The following is a 17,715-nucleotide window of genomic DNA, read 5'->3' on the forward strand; positions in this document are numbered from 1 at the left end:
AGTCTAGCAGCCGGGCCCGGGGCGCGAGTGCGCGGCGCCTTGTGGAATAATGCGGCTATGGTCCAAGTTGCCCATTCTCTCGCCAATTCCGACTCCGCACTCCCGTCGGCGGCATCGCTCGCTGAAGGCCTGGGGGAGGGTGCGGCCGCGCCTTTGCAAGCTGCGCTTGAGTGGATTGTGCCGCTCTATGGCGAACACACCCTCAACACCGGCGAGCCGGTGCTGCGGCACGCCCTTGGGATGACGCTGATTACGGTGTCATTGCGCCTTGATCTGGAAACACGACTTGCGGCGATGCTGTTCGCGGTGGTCGAGTATGTCGATCAACCCGGCGAAGAAATCGAACGCCGCTTCGGTCGCGACGTGGCGCGGCTGACCGATGGAATGGCCCGGCTCAGTGGCTTGCGTTTGATTACCCGGCAGGCAGCGCAGTCGACGGCGCCGGATGTTCGCGCGCAGACCGAAGTGCTGCGCAAGATGCTGCTCGCAATGGTGGAAGACATTCGTGTGGTCTTGCTTCGCCTTGCCAGCCGGACTCAGACACTGCGCTACCTGACCGAACACGAGTGCGACTCGCGCGAGGAACTGGCGCGCGAGAGCATGGCTTTGTATGCGCCGCTGGCAAACCGCCTGGGCGTTTGGCAACTGAAGTGGGAGCTTGAGGATCTCTCGTTCCGCTTCCTTGAGCCGCAGACATACAAGCGCATCGCAAAGATGCTCGATGAGCGGCGCGTTGAGCGCGAGGCCTTCATCGAGAACGCAACCACCCGCTTGCGCAATGATCTTGCGGCAGCGGGCGTGGAAGCCGAGGTCTATGGCCGGCCGAAGCACATCTACTCCATCTACAACAAGATGGCGGCCAAGCACCTCGATTTCTCTCAGGTGTACGACGTACGTGCCTTGCGCGTGCTGGTGCATGACGTGCGCGAGTGCTACACCGCACTTGGCCTGGTGCATTCGATCTGGCAGCCCATCGCCGGGGAGTACGACGACTACATCTCCAAGCCCAAGGGCAACAACTACCAAAGCCTTCACACTGCCGTCCGCGCCGCCGACGGGCGGGCGCTGGAGGTGCAGATCCGCACGCTGGAAATGCATCGACACGCCGAGCTGGGTATCGCCGCACACTGGCGCTACAAGGAAGGCTCGCGTGAGACGGGCGAGTACGACGAAAAGATCGCCTTGCTCAGGCAACTGCTCTCATGGCGTGACGAAATCAGCGATTCATCGCAATGGGAGTCGCATTACAAGAATGCGTCGCTCGACGATACGATCTACGTGATGACCCCGCAGGGCCGGGTTGTTGACCTGACGAGCGGGGCAACGCCAATTGATTTCGCCTACCGCGTGCACACTGATCTGGGGCACCGCTGCCGTGGCGCGAAGGTCAATGGCCAGATGGTCTCGCTGAACACCGCGCTCGAGAACGGGCAGGTTGTCGACATCATTGCGGCCAAGCAGGGCGGCCCGTCACGTGACTGGCTCAATCCCCAGCTCGGGTATCTGGCCACCTCGAATGCGCGCTCGAAAGTGCGCCGTTGGTTCACGCTGCAGGACGAAGCGGAAACGCTTTCGCAAGGGCGCACCATTGCGCTCAAGGAACTGCAGCGTGAGGGCCATGCCCATTCAAGTCTGGATGATCTTGGCTCACGCCTCGGCTTCAAGAATACCGATGCGTTCCTGATTGCTGTTGGGCGGGGCGATGTTGGCACCCGCCAGATTCAGCTCGCCTTGCGTGGTGACAGCAGCACGCCAGAGCCGGCACCCGATGTCGTGATTGGGCGGAGTCGCAAGCGCAACTCCGACGACAAGATCCTCATCGTAGGGGTAGGGCGCTTGTTGACCAACCTGGGGCGCTGCTGCAAACCGGCGCCGCCCGACGCGATTACCGGCTTCGTGACACGGGGCAAGGGTGTATCGATTCATCGAGCCGATTGCCGTGACTTCAAACATCTGGCGATTCGTCACCCCGAGCGGGTTGTGGCAGCTGCGTGGGGCGCCAGCGAAGCGGCCGCAAATGTGGCGGACGTCTATCCGATCGATATCGCGGTCGAAGCGAACGATCGGCAGGGCCTGCTGCGCGATATTTCAGAGATCCTTTCGCGCGAGAAACTCAACGTGATTGCAGTCAATACGATGTCCAAGAGCGGGCGCGCCTTCATGCGCTTCACGATTGAAGTGCGCAACGCAAGCCAGGCGCAGCGCGCGCTCACCCTGATCGGCGATGTCTCAGGGGTTGAACGCGCGCGGCGGGCTTGATCAGCCTTCTGTTTTTCCGCCAGCCAGTTCCGCGAGCAGGATTTCCTGCGCTGAACGCCGGATCGCTCGGCCTTGTTTGCGACGGTAACTGCCGGTCGTGCCATCCAGATCCCACGCCTGGCAGTTGTCGCCAAGATATGGGCGCAGGCCCTCCTTGATGACGCGGCGCTTGAGCTTTGGATCCAGCACCGGGAAAGCGGTTTCGATACGCCGGAAGAAATTACGCTGCATCCAGTCGGCGCTGGAGAGGTAGACCTTGTCTTCGCCGTTCGCGCCGAAGTAGAGCACCCGCGTGTGTTCAAGGAAGCGCCCGATCACCGAACGAACGCGAATGTTCTCTGACAAACCTGGCACCTGTGGGCGAAGTGCGCATGGGCCACGCACGATCAGATCGATCTCGACGCCGGCGGCGCCTGCATCGTAGAGCGCCTCAATCGTTTCAGATTCAAGCAGGGCGTTCATCTTGGCAATGATGCGGCCCTTGCCGCCAGCACGGGCAATGTCGGCCTCGTTGCGAATCAAGGCGACCACGCTCGGTTGCAAGGTGAAGGGGGCCTGCCAAAGGAAGCGCAGTGCCCGCGGATGCCCCAGCCCGGTCAATTGCTTGAAGATGTCGCTCACATCTGCGCCGATATCTTCATTCGCGGTGAACAGGCCGAAATCGGTGTAGAAGCGCGTGGTGCGGGGGTGATAGTTGCCGGTGCCCAGATGCACATAGCGGCGCAGAACGCCAGGATTGCTGCCGTCGTTATCTTCCCGACGAACCACCATCAGCATCTTTGCATGCGTCTTGTACCCCACGACGCCGTAAACCACATGCGCGCCAGCCTCTTCCAGCAAGGACGCCCATCCGATGTTGGCTTCCTCGTCAAAGCGTGCGAGGAGCTCCACCACGACTGTCACTTCCTTGCCTTTGCGTGCGGCGCGGATCAGGTGCTCCATCAGAACTGAGTCGGTGCCGGTGCGATACACCGTCATCTTGATCGCCACCACCTGCGGATCGTCGGCTGCCTTGCGCAGAAAGTCGATCACTGGCGCAAAACTCTGGAAGGGGTGATGGAGCAAGTGATCGCGCTTGCGAATTGCGGCGAAGATGTCGTTGCGCGACTCAAGTTCCTTGGGGACCACCGGGCTGAAGGGCTTGAACTTCAGGTCCGGGCGGTCAACCCAATCGGGCACCTGCATCAGGCGCACCAGGTTCACGATCCCGGGCACCTGGTAGAGCTCTTCACGCCGCAGATCGAACTGTTGCAACAAGAAGTCGGCCATTCGCTCAGAGCAATTGTCGGCCACTTCCAGGCGCACTTCGTCGCCGAAGTGCCGATGCTGCAACTCGCCTTGCAGAGTGGTGCGCAGATCCTTGACGTCGTCTTCATCAAAGAGGAGATCGCTGTTGCGGGTTACCCGGAACTGGTAGCAACCGAGCACGGTCATGCCTTCAAACAACACGCCCACATGTGCGTGCAGGATTGAAGACAGGAAAACGAATGTGTGGGGACTGCCGCCAAGTTCCGGCGGCAAGTGGATCACGCGCGGCAGGGCGCGCGGCGCCTGCACGATGGCCGAATTCGATACCCGGCCAAAGGCGTCGCGGCCTTCCAGCTCAACCGCAAAGTTCAGGCTCTTGTTAAGCACCCGCGGGAACGGATGGGCGGGGTCAAGCCCGATCGGCGTGAGCACCGGCATCATTTCGCGATAGAAGAAGTCGCGAATCCAGTCCTGCTGCTCGGGGGTCCATACACTGCGACGAAGGAATCGGATTCCCTCGGCGGCAAGCGCGGGGAGAATCGTATCGTTCAGCAAGGCATACTGCTCAGCGATGATGCCGTGCACTTCGCTACAGATGCGCGAATAGAGCTCACGCGGCGGCATCGCATCCGGCGCGCTTGAGTCGGCGCTCAGCGCGGTCTGGGCGCGCACCCCTGCGACGCGAATCTCGAAAAACTCGTCAAGATTGCTTGAGACGATACAAAGAAACTTCAAGCGCTCAAGCAGCGGTACAGAAGGATCGGCGGCTTGCGCCAAAACCCGGCGCTGAAAAGCGAGCAGCGACATTTCGCGATTCAGGTAGTGGTCTGCAGGGTGTTGGCGTTGAATTTGATTTGCGCGCATCTTTGCAATCCGTTCGAATCGATCCCGCTATTGTGTGACATTTCGATTACGGTTCGTTGACGTGGGCCGATTTCCTTTTCAGTCAGCCCCCGGGAAGAAGCCTTTCGCCCCCCAGGCGGCCTTCCGGGCTAAAATCGGCGCCGTTTCAATTGCACCACAATCCCGCCCTGGAACACGCCCAGTTGATGAAACAAGAAGTGATTGCCGCGGTAGACCTTGGCTCAAACAGTTTTCGCCTGATCGTCGGCAGGGTGGTTGGCGAGCAGATTTTTGCGCTAGATAACCTCAAGGAGTCCGTGCGCCTGGCTGCCGGTTTATCGCCCGACAAGCACCTGGACGCCGCATCGCAGGCCCGCGCACTGGCCGCCTTGCGCAAATTCGGCGAGCGCCTGCGCGGGTTTCGCGCCGATGAGGTGCGCGCGGTTGCAACGAACACGCTGCGTGTGGCAAAGAACGCGGGCAGCTTCCTGACCGAAGCCGAGGCCGCCCTTGGTTTTCCGATCGAAGTCATCGCCGGGCGCGAGGAAGCGCGCCTGATCTACCTGGGCGTGGCGCACTCCTTGCCTGATGCGACCCGCAAGCAACTGGTTTTCGATATCGGCGGAGGCTCCACCGAGTTCATCATCGGGCGGGGTATGGAGCCCATCGTCCTTGAGTCTTTGTACATGGGCTGCGTGAGTTACAGCCTGCGCTTCTTTCCCGACGGGCGGGTGGACAAGTCGGCCATGCGAGCGGCCGAGCTTGCTGCGATTCGTGAGCTCGAAACGATTGCGGCGACCTATCGGGAGGTCGGCTGGGAGCAGGCAATCGCATCGAGCGGCAGCGCAAAAGCGATCGCCGAAATCCTTGAAATGAACCAGTTTTCAAGTGGCGGCATTACCCGCAGCGGTGTCTCACGCCTGCGCAATGAACTGATCAAGGCCGGCAACGTCAATCGACTCAATCTTGTCGGCACGCGCGCCGATCGCCTGCCCGTTCTGCTGGGTGGGTTTGCAATCCTGTCCGCCGCAATGGAAGCGCTGCGGCTTGACCAGGTGAACTTCTGCGATGCTGCGCTCCGGCAAGGGGTGCTCTACGACCTGCTTGGCCGTGCAACCCATCATGATCTGCGCGACACGACCGTCGAGACCTTCATGCGCCGCCATGGAGTTGAAGCGGCCCATGCCACGCGCGTTGCCAACACGGCGGTTTCCTTGTTGGCACAGGCCATGCCGGCAGCGGCAGATCCGGATCATGTTGATCGGCGCTTCCTGATGTGGGCAGCGCGCCTGCACGAAGTGGGCCTGAGCGTGGCGCATTCGAGCTATCACAAGCACAGCGCATACGTGTTGGCCAACGCCGACATGCCAGGCTTTTCGCGCAAGGATCAGGCGCGCCTGGCCTGCCTCGCTCTGGGGCACCGCGGCAAGCTCGAACGTGTGCTGGCCTTGCCGCCCAATCCGGGCGATCTACTGCTGATTCTGTGTATCCGCATTGCCGTCATCCTGCATCGCACTCGCGACGATGTGCCGGTGCCTGCGCTCACTGTCACAGCATCGCGCAAGGGTTTCGAAGTGATGGCCGGCCCGCAGGAGTTCGAGAACCGTCCGCTCACGATGGCCTTGTTGCAGGAGGAGGGCGCCCAGTGGGAAGCGTGCGGCATGCCGATGCGCCTGCGGATCGGTAAGCAGGATGGCTGAGTCTGACGCCCCCGCCTTGCGTGAGTCCGGCGGCACCGTCTATCTCTCCGGGCACTGGACGCTTGCTGCGCTGACCAAGGCCGCACCAAGCCTTCGCAATCGACTTGGCGCTTATGCCGCCGACACCGCCTGGGACTTGAGCGGACTCGCGTCGCTCGATACCTACGGCGCCGTCACGCTCTGGCGTGCCTGGGGGCGTGCCTTGCCAGCGTCGGCGCAAGTTCCTGACGAATACAAGGCGCTCTTTGCGCGTTTGCAGATGCATGTTGCCGCGGGGGCCAGCCATCGTCCGCCACGCGATCCGCTGGCGTGGGTTATCGCGCTGGGCCAGGGTGTGCAAGGGATCGTGTCTCACATCGCGAGTTTCGTTACGCTGGTGGGGCAACTGGTGATCGAACTGGCGTATGTGCTCCGAACACCAAGACAGATTCCCTGGCTGGAAATTTCAGCCAACCTGCACAAGGCAGGGGTGCGGGCAATGCCGGTTGCCGCGCTGGTCGCGTTTCTGATCGGTATCGTGCTGAGCTACTTGTTTGCGCTGCAGCTCAAACGCTTTGGTGGTGAAGCCTTCATTGTCGATGTGCTGGGTATCGGCATCATCCGGGAATTGGGGCCGGTGCTGGTTGCGGTGCTGGTGGCGGGGCGATCCGGCTCGGCCATGACGGCCCAGCTTGGCACCATGCGTGTCACAGAAGAGATCGATGCTTTGGCGACGATGGGCGTACCGCGCCATCTGCGGTTGGTGTTTCCGAAAGTGGTCGCGCTCGGCATCGCGATGCCATTGCTGGTGGCCTGGACCTGCATGATCGCCCTCGCTGGCGGCATGTTGGCCGCCCACTACGAGCTCGGGCTCGACTATCAGTTCTTTATCAGCAACCTGCCGCGGGTTGTCCCGCTGCCCAACCTCTGGATCGCGATTGCCAAAGGCGTCGTTTTTGGAATGTCGATCGCGATCGTTGCGTGCCACTATGGCTTGCGTGTGCAACCCAACACCGAGAGCCTGTCGGGCAACACCACCCGTTCGGTGGTTACGGCCATCACCCTCGTCATCCTGCTGGACGCCTTGTTCGCCCTGGCAACCCGCAACATCGGGCTGGGGCGCGGATGAGCGCGCCCTTGCCGGTTGAACTGACAGGATTGGGCACGCGTTTTGGGCCTCGCTGGGTCTTGCGCGGCATCAACCTGCAGGTGCCGCGGGGTGCGCTGCTTGCCCTCGTGGGTGGGTCGGGCAGCGGGAAGACCACTTTGCTGCGGCAGATTGTCGGGCTGCTCACACCAACCGAAGGCCAGGTCAGCCTGTTCGGCGAACCGCTTCAGCAAGGCGGGCGCGAGGCGCGCGCGGCGCGCCGCAGGCGTTTCGGCATGCTCTTTCAGCACGGTGCGCTGTTTTCGGCACTGAACGTATTCGACAACGTCGCGTTTCCCTTGCGGGAACTTCGCACCCTGCGTGAAGACGAAATCAGCGATCTGGTCTTTACGAAGCTGGGCATGGTCGAGATCGACCGGGACGCCGCCTGGCGCATGCCAGCGGAGCTGTCGGGTGGCATGATCAAGCGCATTGCGCTGGCGCGGGCACTGGCGCTGGACCCGGAATTGCTGCTGCTTGATGAGCCTACCGCCGGGCTCGATCCGGATCGCAGCGCGGCCTTTGTGCAGTTGATCCGGACGCTGCACGAGGCGCTGAACCTCACGGTGGTCTTTGTCACCCACGACCTCGATACCCTGGCCGCACTGGCCAACCGGATCGCCGTGTTGTCGGAAGGGCAGATCATCGCCACCGGCACGCTGGACGAAGTTGTGAACGTTGATCACCCCTTTATCGAACGCTTTTTCAGAAGCGAGCGCAGCTTGCATGCGATGCGCCGCGGCATGGGTACAAACTGATGGAAAACCGCGCCTATGCGCTCGCCGTGGGCATCTTCACGATTGTCGTGGGGCTTGCGACCGCCGCCTCGTTCTGGTGGTTCTCCGGCCGAACCGAACGCACTTACGATGTGCTGCTTTACACCGATGGCAGCGTTGGCAGCCTCAACGAACAGGCGGCAGTCCGGTTTCGCGGAATCCGCGCCGGGCGGGTGACCGATATCGACCTGGACCCTGAAACGCCGCGGCGAATCCTCATCCGCCTGCGGGTCGATGCCAGCTTGCAGCTGTCGCGCGCGACCCGCGCCCGTCTTGCCACGCAGGGGTTGACCGGCTTCATCTTTGTGCAACTCGAAGACGACGGCAGCGATCCCCGGCCGCTTGAAACCGTGGGCGATGAGTTGCCGCGCCTTCCGCTCGAAAAATCGAATACCAACACCACCGAGGCTGCGATCAACGCACTCAACCGGATCAGGGACGTCGCAGATCGACTGACCCTGGTGCTCGACGACCAGAACCTAGGCAACCTTCGGACCAGCCTTGAGCATGTGGCCGCAAGTACGCGGCACCTTGATGCCACGCTGGCCCAGGCGCCGGCGCTGATCGCCAAGGCCGACAGCGTGATCGCACGCTTTGATACCGACAAGATCGACAGCATGCTGAGCAACGTCGACCGCACCACGCGCGAGTTGCCGGCCACGCTTGCAACGCTGCGCAGCACGCTGGTGAGCCTTGAAACCCTGACTGCGCGCTGGGAAGCCCTCGGCAGCGATGTCCAGACACGGCTGATTGGCGATGGCGGTGGGCAACTGGGCGGGACGCTTGAAGAGTTGCGGCGTACCAGCGCCGAGTTGTCTGCCCTGATCGCAACGCTTGAGCGGAACCCGCAATCACTGCTGCTCGGGCGCCCAAAGGCCGAGCCCGGCCCCGGCGAATCAGGCTACGTACCCCCTGCGCGCAATTGAGCGACAACACATGCGAACTCCATCCCCGATTCTGTTTGTAGCAATCTTCCTGCTTGCCGCTTGTGTCTCACGTGGGCCGAGCGGTGCGGCGCCAACCCAGCACGATCTGGGCTTGCCACCGGTGGCCGGGAGCGCGCAGACCAAGCTGGCCCTGCGCCGCGTTGAGGTGATCGCTGCGCCGGTGCTCTCTGGCCTGGCGATGCAGTATCGCTACGAGGGCGAGCAATCCACGCGTCGCTTGAGTTATGCAGACAACCGCTGGAGCGCGACACCGCAGCAATTGCTCGAAGCGCACTTGTCACGCATGCTGATCGCCGATGGCAAAGGCGGCCATTGCAAACTGCAAGTGCGGCTCGATGAGTTCGTGCAGATTTTTGCGCAGAACGGCAGCAGTGTTGGCTATGCAGCAGGCAGCTTCCGCTTGCTCGCCGACCGGGCCGATGAAGTGCTGGCGCAGCAGGCTTTCGTGCTAAAACGCCCCGCACCAAGCGCCGATGCCGCCGGGGGCGCATTGGCGCTGCGGGAGGTGAGCGCCAGCATGGCGGCTGAGGCTGCCCGCTGGCTCGATACAACCGACCTGCGCCGCTGCACGGCCAGCTGAGCGCGACGGATACAAGGAGACTCGTGATGGAGCTTGGCGGACTTGGCGGAGGCCTGCGGCGCCTGTTGAGCGGCAGTGTCGTCATCGTGATCATTGCGGTGATCGCGCTGTTTTCCAGCGCCGGCACCATCGGCACCGGCAACGTTGGCGTTCGCACCACGCTTGGGCTGATCAGTGTCGGGGAGGTCTCGCCCGGCATCTATGTGAAGTGGCCTTTCATCTCGACGGTGCAGGAGTTCTCCGCCAAGGAGATCAACATCGATCTATCGGATCTGACGCCAAAGGCCAAAGACAACCTGAGCCTGCGCGACATGGATCTCACCATTTACTACCGCGCTCAGGATTCGCGGATAGCCGCCTTGCAGGCGAAGTATGCCGGCCAGTCTGTCCGCTCGGAGCAGGGCTATTGGCTCCCGGCTTACGAGCTTGTGATGCGGGTGGCGCGAAACATCGCTTACGAAGAAGTGGCGCGGGTCGATTCGCTGGTCATGCACACCAAGCGCGACGAACTGGCTTCAGCCATCAAGCGCAACATGCAGACCGAGCTCGACAAGAGCGATCCCGGCACCTTTCACGTGACGCGCGTGGTGGTCCGTTCAGTGATTACCGATCCATCGATCGAGCGCTCGATTCAGGAAGCCGTGGCCAACCAGAAGAAACTGGAAGCCATGGCCGTACAGACAGAGATTGCCAAGAAAGAGGCTGAGGTAAAGATCACCGAAGCACACGGCATCGCCGAGGCAAACCGCATCATCAATCAATCGCTCACGCGTGAGTATCTGCAGCACGAAGCCAACCAGGCGCTGGTCGAGTTTGCACGAAAAGGCAATTCGAACACCGTGATCCTGCCCGCAGGCTCAAACATCGCACCCTTGATCAATGTGCCGGCGAATGCCTCGCCCGCACGCAACCAGCCCTGAGCGAAGCGGAGCGCGCGAATGGACGACGAGGCCCAAGCGTTTGTTCTCCGCAGCGACCTGGATGGCGTTGCAAGCCTGACGCTCAATCGCCCGGCGCAGTTCAATGCGCTTTCGATCGACATGCTCGATGCGCTGACCGCCGCGCTGCGCGAGCTGGCAAGCGACGATTCGATTCGCGTAATCGTGCTTGCGGGCGCCGGCAAGGCATTCTGTGCCGGGCACGACCTGAAAGAAATGCGCGCCAATCCGGCGCATGCGTTTCAACGCAATCTGTTCGCACGGGCGAACAAGCTGATGGCGCAATTGCTTTCGCAGCCGCAACCGGTCATTGCCCGGGTGCATGGCATTGCTACCGCGGCGGGTTGCCAACTGGTGGCGATGTGCGACCTTGCGCTTGCGGCCGATTCGGCCCGTTTTTCGGTTTCAGGCATCAACGTCGGCCTGTTCTGCGCGACGCCCGCGGTGGCGCTATCACGCAATCTTGGGCGCAAGCGTGCCTTCGAAATGCTGGTTACAGGCGACTTCGTCGACGCAACGGAGGCGGCGCAAGCCGGCCTGATCAACCGCGCCGTGCCGCTTGAACAACTCGACGCCGAAGTTGGCCGGATTGCACGGGCCATTTGCGCAAAGAGCCCGGCGGTCATTGCTGCGGGCAAGCGGATCTTCTATCGCCAGCTTGAAATGGGTATCGAGGCAGCGTATCAGCTTGCCGGCGAAGCCATGGCGGCAAACATGATGGCGCCCGACGCGGCTGAGGGGATCGATGCATTCATCGAAAAACGCCCGCCGGTCTGGAAGGGCGCCTGAGCGCATGCAAGGTGCTGATCGACACCCATATTCATCTTGACGCCGAGGAGTACCGGACCAGCCTGCCCGATGTTCTGACCCGGGCGCGGCAAGCTGGTGTCGCGGGATTTGTGCTACCTGCTGTCGAGCCCGCCAACTTCTCGGCTGTCGCCGCGCTAGCGAGCGAAAACGCCGACGTAGCGCCCGCCTACGGGATCCATCCGCTGTATGTGGATCGAATCGACGATGGCGCGCTGCTTGCGTTGCGGCAACAGCTTGCTCAAGGCGGCGCAGTCGCGGTTGGCGAGATCGGACTCGACTACTACGTCGAGGGACTCGATCGCGAGCGCTTGCAGCAGGTGTATCTCGCGCAACTCAAACTCGCGCGCGAATTCGAGCTCCCGGTCCTGCTGCATCTGCGCCGCGCGCAGGACGACGTCCTCAAGCATCTGCGACGCATCCGGGTCCGCGGCGGCATCGCACACGCCTTCAACGGCAGTCGCCAGCAAGCCGACGCTTTCATCGCACTTGGCTTCAAACTGGGTTTTGGGGGAGCGATGACCTACACCGGCTCCAGCAGGATTCGCGCGCTGGCGCGCGAGTTGCCGCTCGAGTGCATCGTGCTTGAAACCGACGGGCCAGACATTGCGCCTGCATGGCGGCCGCAGGGCCCATCTTTGCCGGCCGAACTGCCGCGCTACGCGGCCGAGTTGGCCGAGTTGCGCGGCATTTCGGTCGACACGGTCGCGCTGCAGACAAGCCGCAACGCCCTCGATGCGCTTCCCGGACTCGCCGCCCGCGTCAGGCCGGCGTTGCCCCGCGGGCAATAAAGTCAGCGATCTGAGCGCGCAGGGCGACCACGTCGCCATCAAAGTGCTCGTAGATCATGAGGCTCAAGCCGAACGAATACGCGTAGAGCAAAAGCGATCGGCTGGCGGCTTCCTGTGGGGTCATGCCCGAACCGATGAACAGGTCTTTGGCGCTTTTCAGGCGCCATTGATCGACCTCTTCGACAACCTTGGCCGCTTTCGGGTCGCGCCGCGCCCAATCACGCACGGCCAGCTCGATCTGGATGCCGCGCCGATTGCGCGACGACGAATACACATCGATCACGCGGACAATCTGCTCCAGCGGCTTGCCAGACTCACCCTTGGCTTGTTTGCTGACATCGCGGATGCGACCGTCTTTCCAGAGGTTGAGAACCTCATCAAGGAGCTCCTGCCTGTCACGAAAGTGCCAGTAGAAGCTGCCCTTGGTCACGCCGCAGCGTTTAGCCAGCACTTCGACCCGCAGGCCCGTCAGCCCCTCTTCGGCCAGCGCGTCGGTGGCGGCCTGGATCCAGGCTTTGCGGTCAAGGGGAGGGCGTGCTGCGGCACTCGCTCGCGGCTTTGTCGTCGGTTTCTTTTCCATTGCATCCGCAATTGACAGGGGGGATAGCCATACGATACCGTATGGATAGCCATACGCAAACGTATGGCTGATTGTCGGGCTACTAGGCTGCAGTGTCAATGTTTGGGCTGGCCGGCGCGATAATGTAGGGGTGAGCGTTGATGACGCCTATCCCACGTCCGTTTGGAGGAGATCGAGTTGAAGATCCTTGTACCCGTAAAGCGAGTCGTCGATTACAACGTGAAGGTTCGCGTCAAGAGTGACGGAACCGGCGTAGAGCTCGCGAACGTAAAAATGTCGATGAATCCGTTTGACGAAATCGCTGTCGAAGAAGCGGTTCGTCTGCGCGAAGGCGGCATCGCAACCGAAACCGTCGCGGTCTCCTGCGGTGCAGCCAGCAGCCAGGAAACCTTGCGCACCGCCATGGCCATTGGTGTCGACCGTGCAATTCTCGTCGAAACCGACGCTGAACTCCAGCCGCTGGCCGTGGCCAAGCTTCTCAAGGCAGTCGTGGAGCGTGAGCAGCCGCAGCTGGTGATTCTTGGCAAACAAGCCATTGACGATGATGCCAACCAGGTCGGACAAATGCTGGCGGCCCTGCTTGGCTGGCCGCAGGCGACCTTTGCCTCCAAGGTTCAGGTTGCGGGCGGCCGCGCCGTTGTGATGCGCGAAATCGACGGCGGCCTTGAGACAGTAGATGTCCCATTGCCGGCAATCATCACGACGGATCTGCGTCTGAACGAGCCGCGCTACGCAACTCTCCCGAACATCATGAAGGCGAAGAAGAAGCCGCTCGAAACCATCAAACCGAGCGACCTGGGCGTTGATCCAGCGCCGCGCCTCAAGACGCTGAAGGTCACCGAGCCGCCCAAGCGCGCCGGCGGCGTCAAGGTAGCCGATGTGCAGGAGCTGGTGGCCAAGCTCAAGAACGAAGCCAAAGCCATCTGAGGAGACGAGCATGACGATTCTGGTAATTGCTGAACACGACAACGCTACCCTCAAGGCTTCGACCCTCAACGCAGTCAGCGCTGCCAAGGCGATTGGCGGTGAGATCCACATTCTGCTCGCGGGGCACAACGCTGCTGCGGCGGCGAAGGCTGCCGCAGAGGTGAGTGGCGTGGCGAAAGTGCTGCATGCTGACGCGGCGCATTACGCTGATCATCTGGCCGAGAACATTGCCGCCCTGGTAGTCGGTTTGGCCGGCGCCTACGGGCATGTGCTGGCCCCGGCGACGACCTTTGGCAAGAATTTCATGCCTCGCGTTGCTGCGCTGCTGGATGTCGCGCAGGTCTCCGACATCATTGCGGTGGAGTCGGCAGACACCTTCGTGCGCCCCATCTTTGCCGGTAACGCACTCGCCACGGTGCAGAGCAGCGATCCGATCAAGGTCGTCACCGTGCGGACAGCCGCCTTCGATGCCGCGGCGCTCGGCGGGGCGGCGGTGATCGAGAGCATTCCTGCCGCTGCCGACCTTGGGCTCTCCAAACTCGTGGGCCGCGAGCTGACCATCAGCGCCCGCCCGGAACTCGGCGCTGCGCGAATCATCGTTTCGGGTGGCCGTGGCCTGGGAAGCGGTGACAATTACCGCCAGGTGCTCGAACCGCTTGCCGACAAGCTGGGCGCTGCGATGGGCGCGTCGCGCGCAGCGGTTGATGCCGGTTATGTGCCGAACGATTATCAGGTCGGGCAGACCGGCAAGGTGGTCGCGCCGCAGCTCTACCTGGCGATTGGTATCTCAGGGGCGATCCAGCACCTGGCCGGCATGAAGGATTCAAAAGTGATCGTTGCGATCAACAAGGATCCCGATGCGCCGATCTTCCAGGTGGCAGATTACGGCCTGGTGGGTGACCTTTTCGAGCTCGTCCCACAACTGACCGCGGCACTGAACTGACCGGAGCGGGGTGGGGAGGTGGATTTCAGCATCGCATCCCTGCCCGCTGAACTGGTCTGGATCAGCGCGGCGCTGGTCCTCGCTGTGCTGTGGTACGAGTCACAGCGAGTCGGCTGGCGCGACCTGGCCAATGGTGTGCAACTGGGGCGGCTGCTGGGCGCATCGGTTGTTCTGATGCTGCTCTGGAGCCTCAAGGCTGACTTGGCGCCCGGCTACAGGTTGCACTTGCTGGGCGTAACGGTGCTCGTGCTGACGTTTGGCCGAGCCCGGGCGCTTCTCGCCGTGGCCTTGGGCAGTCTCGCTGCGACGATTGGAACGAGCGGGGAATTGCTATCTTGGCCGATCAACTATGCCTTGCTGGGTGTGTTGCCTGCTTACCTGAGCGACTTCTGTAATCGGCAGCTTCAGGCACGGCTACCAACGCACATTTTTGTTTTCATCTTTGCCAATGCCTGCGCGCTTGCTGCGGTGTGCATGCTGGCAGTCGGTAGTGCAGCAACGCTGGTGCTGTGGCTGGGGGGCTCGGCACCACATGTCTTGCTTGACGAGTATCTGCCGTATTTCCTGTTGCTCAGCTTTGCCGAAGCATGGCTGAGCGGAATGGCGATCACCTTGCTGGTGGTGTTTTGTCCGGGCTGGGTCTGCAGTTTCGATGATCGCCGCTACCTGTTGAAGAAGTAATCCGCGCGGCACCGTGCCGCGGTGTTTTGGGGGGAGAGAAAATGAGCCAGTACGTTGCACCGATTCGCGACATGCAATTCGTTCTGAACGAACTCGCGGGGCTGGGCGAGCATGCCAACATGCCCGGCTGCGAAGAAGCATCGCCGGATCTCGTTGACGCAATCATGGAAGAGGGCGGCAAGTTCGCCAGTGGCGTGCTGGCCCCGTTGAACTGGGTGGGTGACCGCCATGGTGCCAAGTGGGATCAGGGCGCGGTCACGACTGCGCCCGGCTGGAAGGAAGCCTACCAACAGTTCGCGGAGTCTGGCTGGACGGCGATCGGCTGCCCGACCGAATTCGGTGGGCAAGGCCTGCCAAAGCTCGTGTCGATTCCGGTTTCGGAGATGTTCAAATCCGCCAACCTCGCCTTTTCGCTCGGGCCGATGCTCACGCAGGGCGCAATCGAGGCACTGGTCTTGCGCGGCTCTGACGAACTCAAGGCCAGGTATCTCAACAACATGGTGGCCGGCATCTGGACGGGGACGATGAATCTGACCGAGCCACAAGCCGGTTCAGACCTCGCAGCGGTTCGCAGCAAAGCCATTCCGCAGGCAGACGGCAGCTATCTGATTTCAGGCCAGAAGATTTTCATTACCTACGGCGAACACGACATGACGGAGAACATCGTTCATCTCGTCCTGGCGCGCTTGCCGGATGCGCCAGAAGGGGTGAAGGGTATCTCCCTGTTCGTTGTGCCCAAATTCATGGTCAACGACGACGGTACACTGGGTGCCCGCAACGATGTGCATTGCGTGTCGATCGAACACAAGCTCGGCATCCACGGCAGCCCGACCTGCGTCATGTCCTTCGGTGACAAGGGCGGCGCGGTCGGTTACCTCGTCGGTGAAGCAAACCGTGGCCTTGAGTACATGTTCATCATGATGAATGAGGCCCGCTTTTCGGTTGGCATGGAGGGCCTCGCAATCAGCGAACGCGCCTACCAGAAGGCATTGCAGTACGCGCGCGAACGCACGCAGGGCACCGAGCTGGGCGTGAAGGGCGGCGGCAAGGTCGCAATCATCAAGCATCCGGATGTGCGCCGCATGTTGATGTCGATGAAAGCGCATGTCGAGGCAATGCGTGCGTTGGCCTACGTCACAGCGGCTGCGATTGATACCGCGCATCACCACGCCGACGAGCAGGAGCGCGCGAAGGCCCAAGCCTTTACCGATCTGATGATCCCGATCGTCAAGGGTTGGTGCACCGAAACCGGGATCCAGATGGCCTCGACGGGCATTCAGGTGCACGGTGGCATGGGCTTCATCGAAGAGACGGGGGCCGCGCAGTACCTTCGCGATGCCCGAATCTCGGCGATCTACGAGGGGACGACCGGCATTCAGGCCAATGACCTGATAGGTCGCAAGATGGCGCGCGAAGGTGGCGTAACCGTCAAGGCGCTGATTGCCACAATGAAGGCCCTGGACAGCCAGCTTGCCGAAGCGGAGGCCGGTACGCTGGGCGAGCATGTTGCAGTGGTGCGCAAGGCGCTGGCTGAAGGCGGCATGGCGGTTGAGCGCGCGGTGTCCTACGTGCTGGCGAATTTTGCTACGGATATCAAGGCGGTCCACGTGGGCGCCGTTCCGATGCTCAATCTCATGGGTATCGTGTGTGGCGGCTGGCAGATGGCTCGCGCAAGCCTTGCCGCGCAACGCAAGCTTGCAGAGGGCAGTGGGGATGCGGACTTCTACCGATCCAAGATTTTGACCTCACGCTTCTACGCAGACCACGTGCTGTCACAGGCGGCGGGGCTTTCACACACGGTGTGCGCTGGCGCGGTGGGGGCTATGGCGATCGACGAGCACTTGCTGTAAGGCGGCATACCCAAGCAAAAGCGCCGGCAATGCCGGCGCTTTTTTCTTCTGGATGCTGTCTGTTGCCGATAAGACTCGATATGGGCTGCTCTGGCGGCACCCGCTCAAGGAAGGGCAGTATGAGCCCCTGCAAGGGTGTCAGCGTTCGGGTGTTCGTAGTCCGTTCAGGCTCGTGTCAAGCCTCCGCGCAGCCGGCTCGCGGACTCACTTGCAGTCCTTGCTTTGCTGCCCCTTCATCTTGCTCAGTTCGGACGCAATCTGCTCATCGGAAAGGTATTCGCGCTCACCGCCCTTGTTGGTCACGATGCGGCCGCCTTGCTCGAACAAGGCAATCCGGTCCTTCAGGCTGTTGCACGCAGCATCGCGTGCCGCCTTGCGCGCGGCCTCCTCACTCGCCGTCTTCTCGGCGTCGCCACGCTTGGCTTGCTGCTCGTTCAGCGCGCGGGCAGATTCGGCAGTCTGCTTGCTGGTCAGACCGACGCCGCCGCTTGACTCGGTAGTGGTAATGCTCTTTGCATTCGGGTCGGCGTTTGGCTGGTCAGAGTAATGAACGCGACCGTTCTTGTCTTTCCATGTGTAAACCTCAGCCGAAATCGCGGAACCCTGAGCGAGCAGGGTGGCCAGTACTACAAGTGTCAGATGCTTCATGCGAGCGCTCCGGAAACCGTTGATTTGCCGGCAAAAGCGGCATCCCGGTATAATACGTATTTGCCCGAAAG

16 protein-coding genes are annotated in these 17,715 nt (G+C 61.9%); 13 read left to right on the top strand and 3 right to left on the bottom strand.

Translation table 11 applies throughout. The annotated features are described in order from the left end of the window. Positions 1 to 57: 57 nt before the first annotated feature. Positions 58 to 2,259 carry a RelA/SpoT family protein gene (locus tag OPU71_RS11305; protein ID WP_267728079.1) on the top strand — a complete coding sequence of 734 codons (2,202 nt, stop codon included), beginning with the start codon at positions 58 to 60 and terminating at the stop codon, positions 2,257 to 2,259. Here OPU71_RS11305 and ppk1 read toward each other — a convergent pair whose 3' ends face one another. Beyond that, entirely contained in the window at positions 2,260 to 4,371 is a 2,112-nt protein-coding gene (gene ppk1, locus OPU71_RS11310) for a polyphosphate kinase 1 (protein WP_267728080.1), read from the bottom strand. A gap of 185 nt (positions 4,372 to 4,556) precedes the next feature. On the opposite strand from ppk1, the gene ppx reads away from it, so the two are divergent. From ppx to OPU71_RS11350, 8 genes are read left to right on the top strand one after another with little or no spacing between them, the layout of a single operon-like run. After that, on the top strand, positions 4,557 to 6,050 hold the full coding sequence (gene ppx, locus OPU71_RS11315; protein ID WP_267728081.1) for an exopolyphosphatase: 1,494 nt from the start codon (positions 4,557 to 4,559) through the stop codon (positions 6,048 to 6,050). After that, positions 6,043 to 7,158, top strand: coding sequence for an MlaE family ABC transporter permease (locus tag OPU71_RS11320; protein WP_267728082.1), 1,116 nt, complete (start codon positions 6,043 to 6,045; stop codon positions 7,156 to 7,158). Before ppx ends, OPU71_RS11320 begins: the two co-directional genes overlap by 8 nt. Continuing rightward, a complete protein-coding gene (locus tag OPU71_RS11325) occupies positions 7,155 to 7,934 on the top strand; it encodes an ABC transporter ATP-binding protein (RefSeq protein ID WP_267728083.1) in 780 nt (259 codons plus the stop codon). The genes OPU71_RS11320 and OPU71_RS11325 overlap by 4 nt, the downstream gene beginning before the upstream one ends. Beyond that, a complete protein-coding gene (locus OPU71_RS11330; RefSeq protein ID WP_267728084.1) occupies positions 7,934 to 8,878 on the top strand; it encodes an MlaD family protein in 945 nt (314 codons plus the stop codon). Before OPU71_RS11325 ends, OPU71_RS11330 begins: the two co-directional genes overlap by 1 nt. A 10-nt stretch (positions 8,879 to 8,888) precedes the next feature. Next, a complete protein-coding gene (locus tag OPU71_RS11335; RefSeq protein ID WP_267728085.1) occupies positions 8,889 to 9,479 on the top strand; it encodes an ABC-type transport auxiliary lipoprotein family protein in 591 nt (196 codons plus the stop codon). Between the two features lie 26 nt (positions 9,480 to 9,505). After that, the gene (locus OPU71_RS11340; protein ID WP_267728086.1) at positions 9,506 to 10,399 is read left to right on the top strand and encodes an SPFH domain-containing protein; all 894 of its coding nucleotides are present in this window, start codon (positions 9,506 to 9,508) and stop codon (positions 10,397 to 10,399) included. An 18-nt stretch (positions 10,400 to 10,417) separates the two neighbouring features. After that, positions 10,418 to 11,206, top strand: coding sequence for an enoyl-CoA hydratase (locus OPU71_RS11345; protein WP_267728087.1), 789 nt, complete (start codon positions 10,418 to 10,420; stop codon positions 11,204 to 11,206). Positions 11,207 to 11,217: 11 nt separating this feature from the next. Then, entirely contained in the window at positions 11,218 to 12,015 is a 798-nt protein-coding gene (locus OPU71_RS11350) for a TatD family hydrolase (protein WP_267728088.1), read from the top strand. Here OPU71_RS11350 and OPU71_RS11355 read toward each other — a convergent pair. Continuing rightward, positions 11,987 to 12,595 (bottom strand): TetR/AcrR family transcriptional regulator, encoded by a 609-nt coding sequence (locus tag OPU71_RS11355; protein ID WP_267728089.1) that lies wholly within the window; start codon positions 12,593 to 12,595, stop codon positions 11,987 to 11,989. The genes OPU71_RS11350 and OPU71_RS11355 overlap by 29 nt on opposite strands. Positions 12,596 to 12,772: 177 nt before the next feature. On the opposite strand from OPU71_RS11355, the gene OPU71_RS11360 reads away from it, so the two are divergent. Genes OPU71_RS11360 through OPU71_RS11375 form a run of 4 tightly spaced genes read left to right on the top strand, consistent with a single transcriptional unit; the run spans position 12,773 to position 16,996 of the window. Then, a complete protein-coding gene (locus OPU71_RS11360; RefSeq protein WP_267728090.1) occupies positions 12,773 to 13,522 on the top strand; it encodes an electron transfer flavoprotein subunit beta/FixA family protein in 750 nt (249 codons plus the stop codon). Between the two features lie 10 nt (positions 13,523 to 13,532). Beyond that, positions 13,533 to 14,465 carry an electron transfer flavoprotein subunit alpha/FixB family protein gene (locus OPU71_RS11365; RefSeq protein ID WP_267728091.1) on the top strand — a complete coding sequence of 311 codons (933 nt, stop codon included), beginning with the start codon at positions 13,533 to 13,535 and terminating at the stop codon, positions 14,463 to 14,465. An 18-nt stretch (positions 14,466 to 14,483) separates the two neighbouring features. Continuing rightward, positions 14,484 to 15,146: an energy-coupling factor ABC transporter permease gene (locus tag OPU71_RS11370; RefSeq protein ID WP_267728092.1), complete on the top strand. Its 663-nt coding sequence runs from the start codon at positions 14,484 to 14,486 to the stop codon at positions 15,144 to 15,146. A gap of 41 nt (positions 15,147 to 15,187) precedes the next feature. Then, positions 15,188 to 16,996: an acyl-CoA dehydrogenase gene (locus OPU71_RS11375; protein WP_267728093.1), complete on the top strand. Its 1,809-nt coding sequence runs from the start codon at positions 15,188 to 15,190 to the stop codon at positions 16,994 to 16,996. Positions 16,997 to 17,200: 204 nt separating this feature from the next. On the opposite strand, the gene OPU71_RS11380 is transcribed toward OPU71_RS11375, so the two are convergent. Beyond that, entirely contained in the window at positions 17,201 to 17,644 is a 444-nt protein-coding gene (locus OPU71_RS11380; protein ID WP_267728094.1) for a DUF4124 domain-containing protein, read from the bottom strand. Positions 17,645 to 17,715 lie beyond the last annotated feature (71 nt).

The sequence above is a fragment of the Niveibacterium sp. 24ML genome (assembly GCF_026586805.1).
GTDB lineage: Bacteria > Pseudomonadota > Gammaproteobacteria > Burkholderiales > Rhodocyclaceae > Niveibacterium.

Coding starts and splice junctions, on each gene's coding strand:
- OPU71_RS11345 (WP_267728087.1), top strand. CDS start 10,418: ATGGACGACGAGGCCCAAGCGTTTGTTCTCCGCAGCGACCTGGATGGC.
- OPU71_RS11330 (WP_267728084.1), top strand. CDS start 7,934: ATGGAAAACCGCGCCTATGCGCTCGCCGTGGGCATCTTCACGATTGTC.
- OPU71_RS11375 (WP_267728093.1), top strand. CDS start 15,188: ATGAGCCAGTACGTTGCACCGATTCGCGACATGCAATTCGTTCTGAAC.
- OPU71_RS11320 (WP_267728082.1), top strand. CDS start 6,043: ATGGCTGAGTCTGACGCCCCCGCCTTGCGTGAGTCCGGCGGCACCGTC.
- OPU71_RS11380 (WP_267728094.1), bottom strand. CDS start 17,644: ATGAAGCATCTGACACTTGTAGTACTGGCCACCCTGCTCGCTCAGGGT.
- ppx (WP_267728081.1), top strand. CDS start 4,557: ATGAAACAAGAAGTGATTGCCGCGGTAGACCTTGGCTCAAACAGTTTT.
- OPU71_RS11340 (WP_267728086.1), top strand. CDS start 9,506: ATGGAGCTTGGCGGACTTGGCGGAGGCCTGCGGCGCCTGTTGAGCGGC.
- ppk1 (WP_267728080.1), bottom strand. CDS start 4,371: ATGCGCGCAAATCAAATTCAACGCCAACACCCTGCAGACCACTACCTG.
- OPU71_RS11325 (WP_267728083.1), top strand. CDS start 7,155: ATGAGCGCGCCCTTGCCGGTTGAACTGACAGGATTGGGCACGCGTTTT.
- OPU71_RS11305 (WP_267728079.1), top strand. CDS start 58: ATGGTCCAAGTTGCCCATTCTCTCGCCAATTCCGACTCCGCACTCCCG.
- OPU71_RS11355 (WP_267728089.1), bottom strand. CDS start 12,595: ATGGAAAAGAAACCGACGACAAAGCCGCGAGCGAGTGCCGCAGCACGC.
- OPU71_RS11335 (WP_267728085.1), top strand. CDS start 8,889: ATGCGAACTCCATCCCCGATTCTGTTTGTAGCAATCTTCCTGCTTGCC.
- OPU71_RS11365 (WP_267728091.1), top strand. CDS start 13,533: ATGACGATTCTGGTAATTGCTGAACACGACAACGCTACCCTCAAGGCT.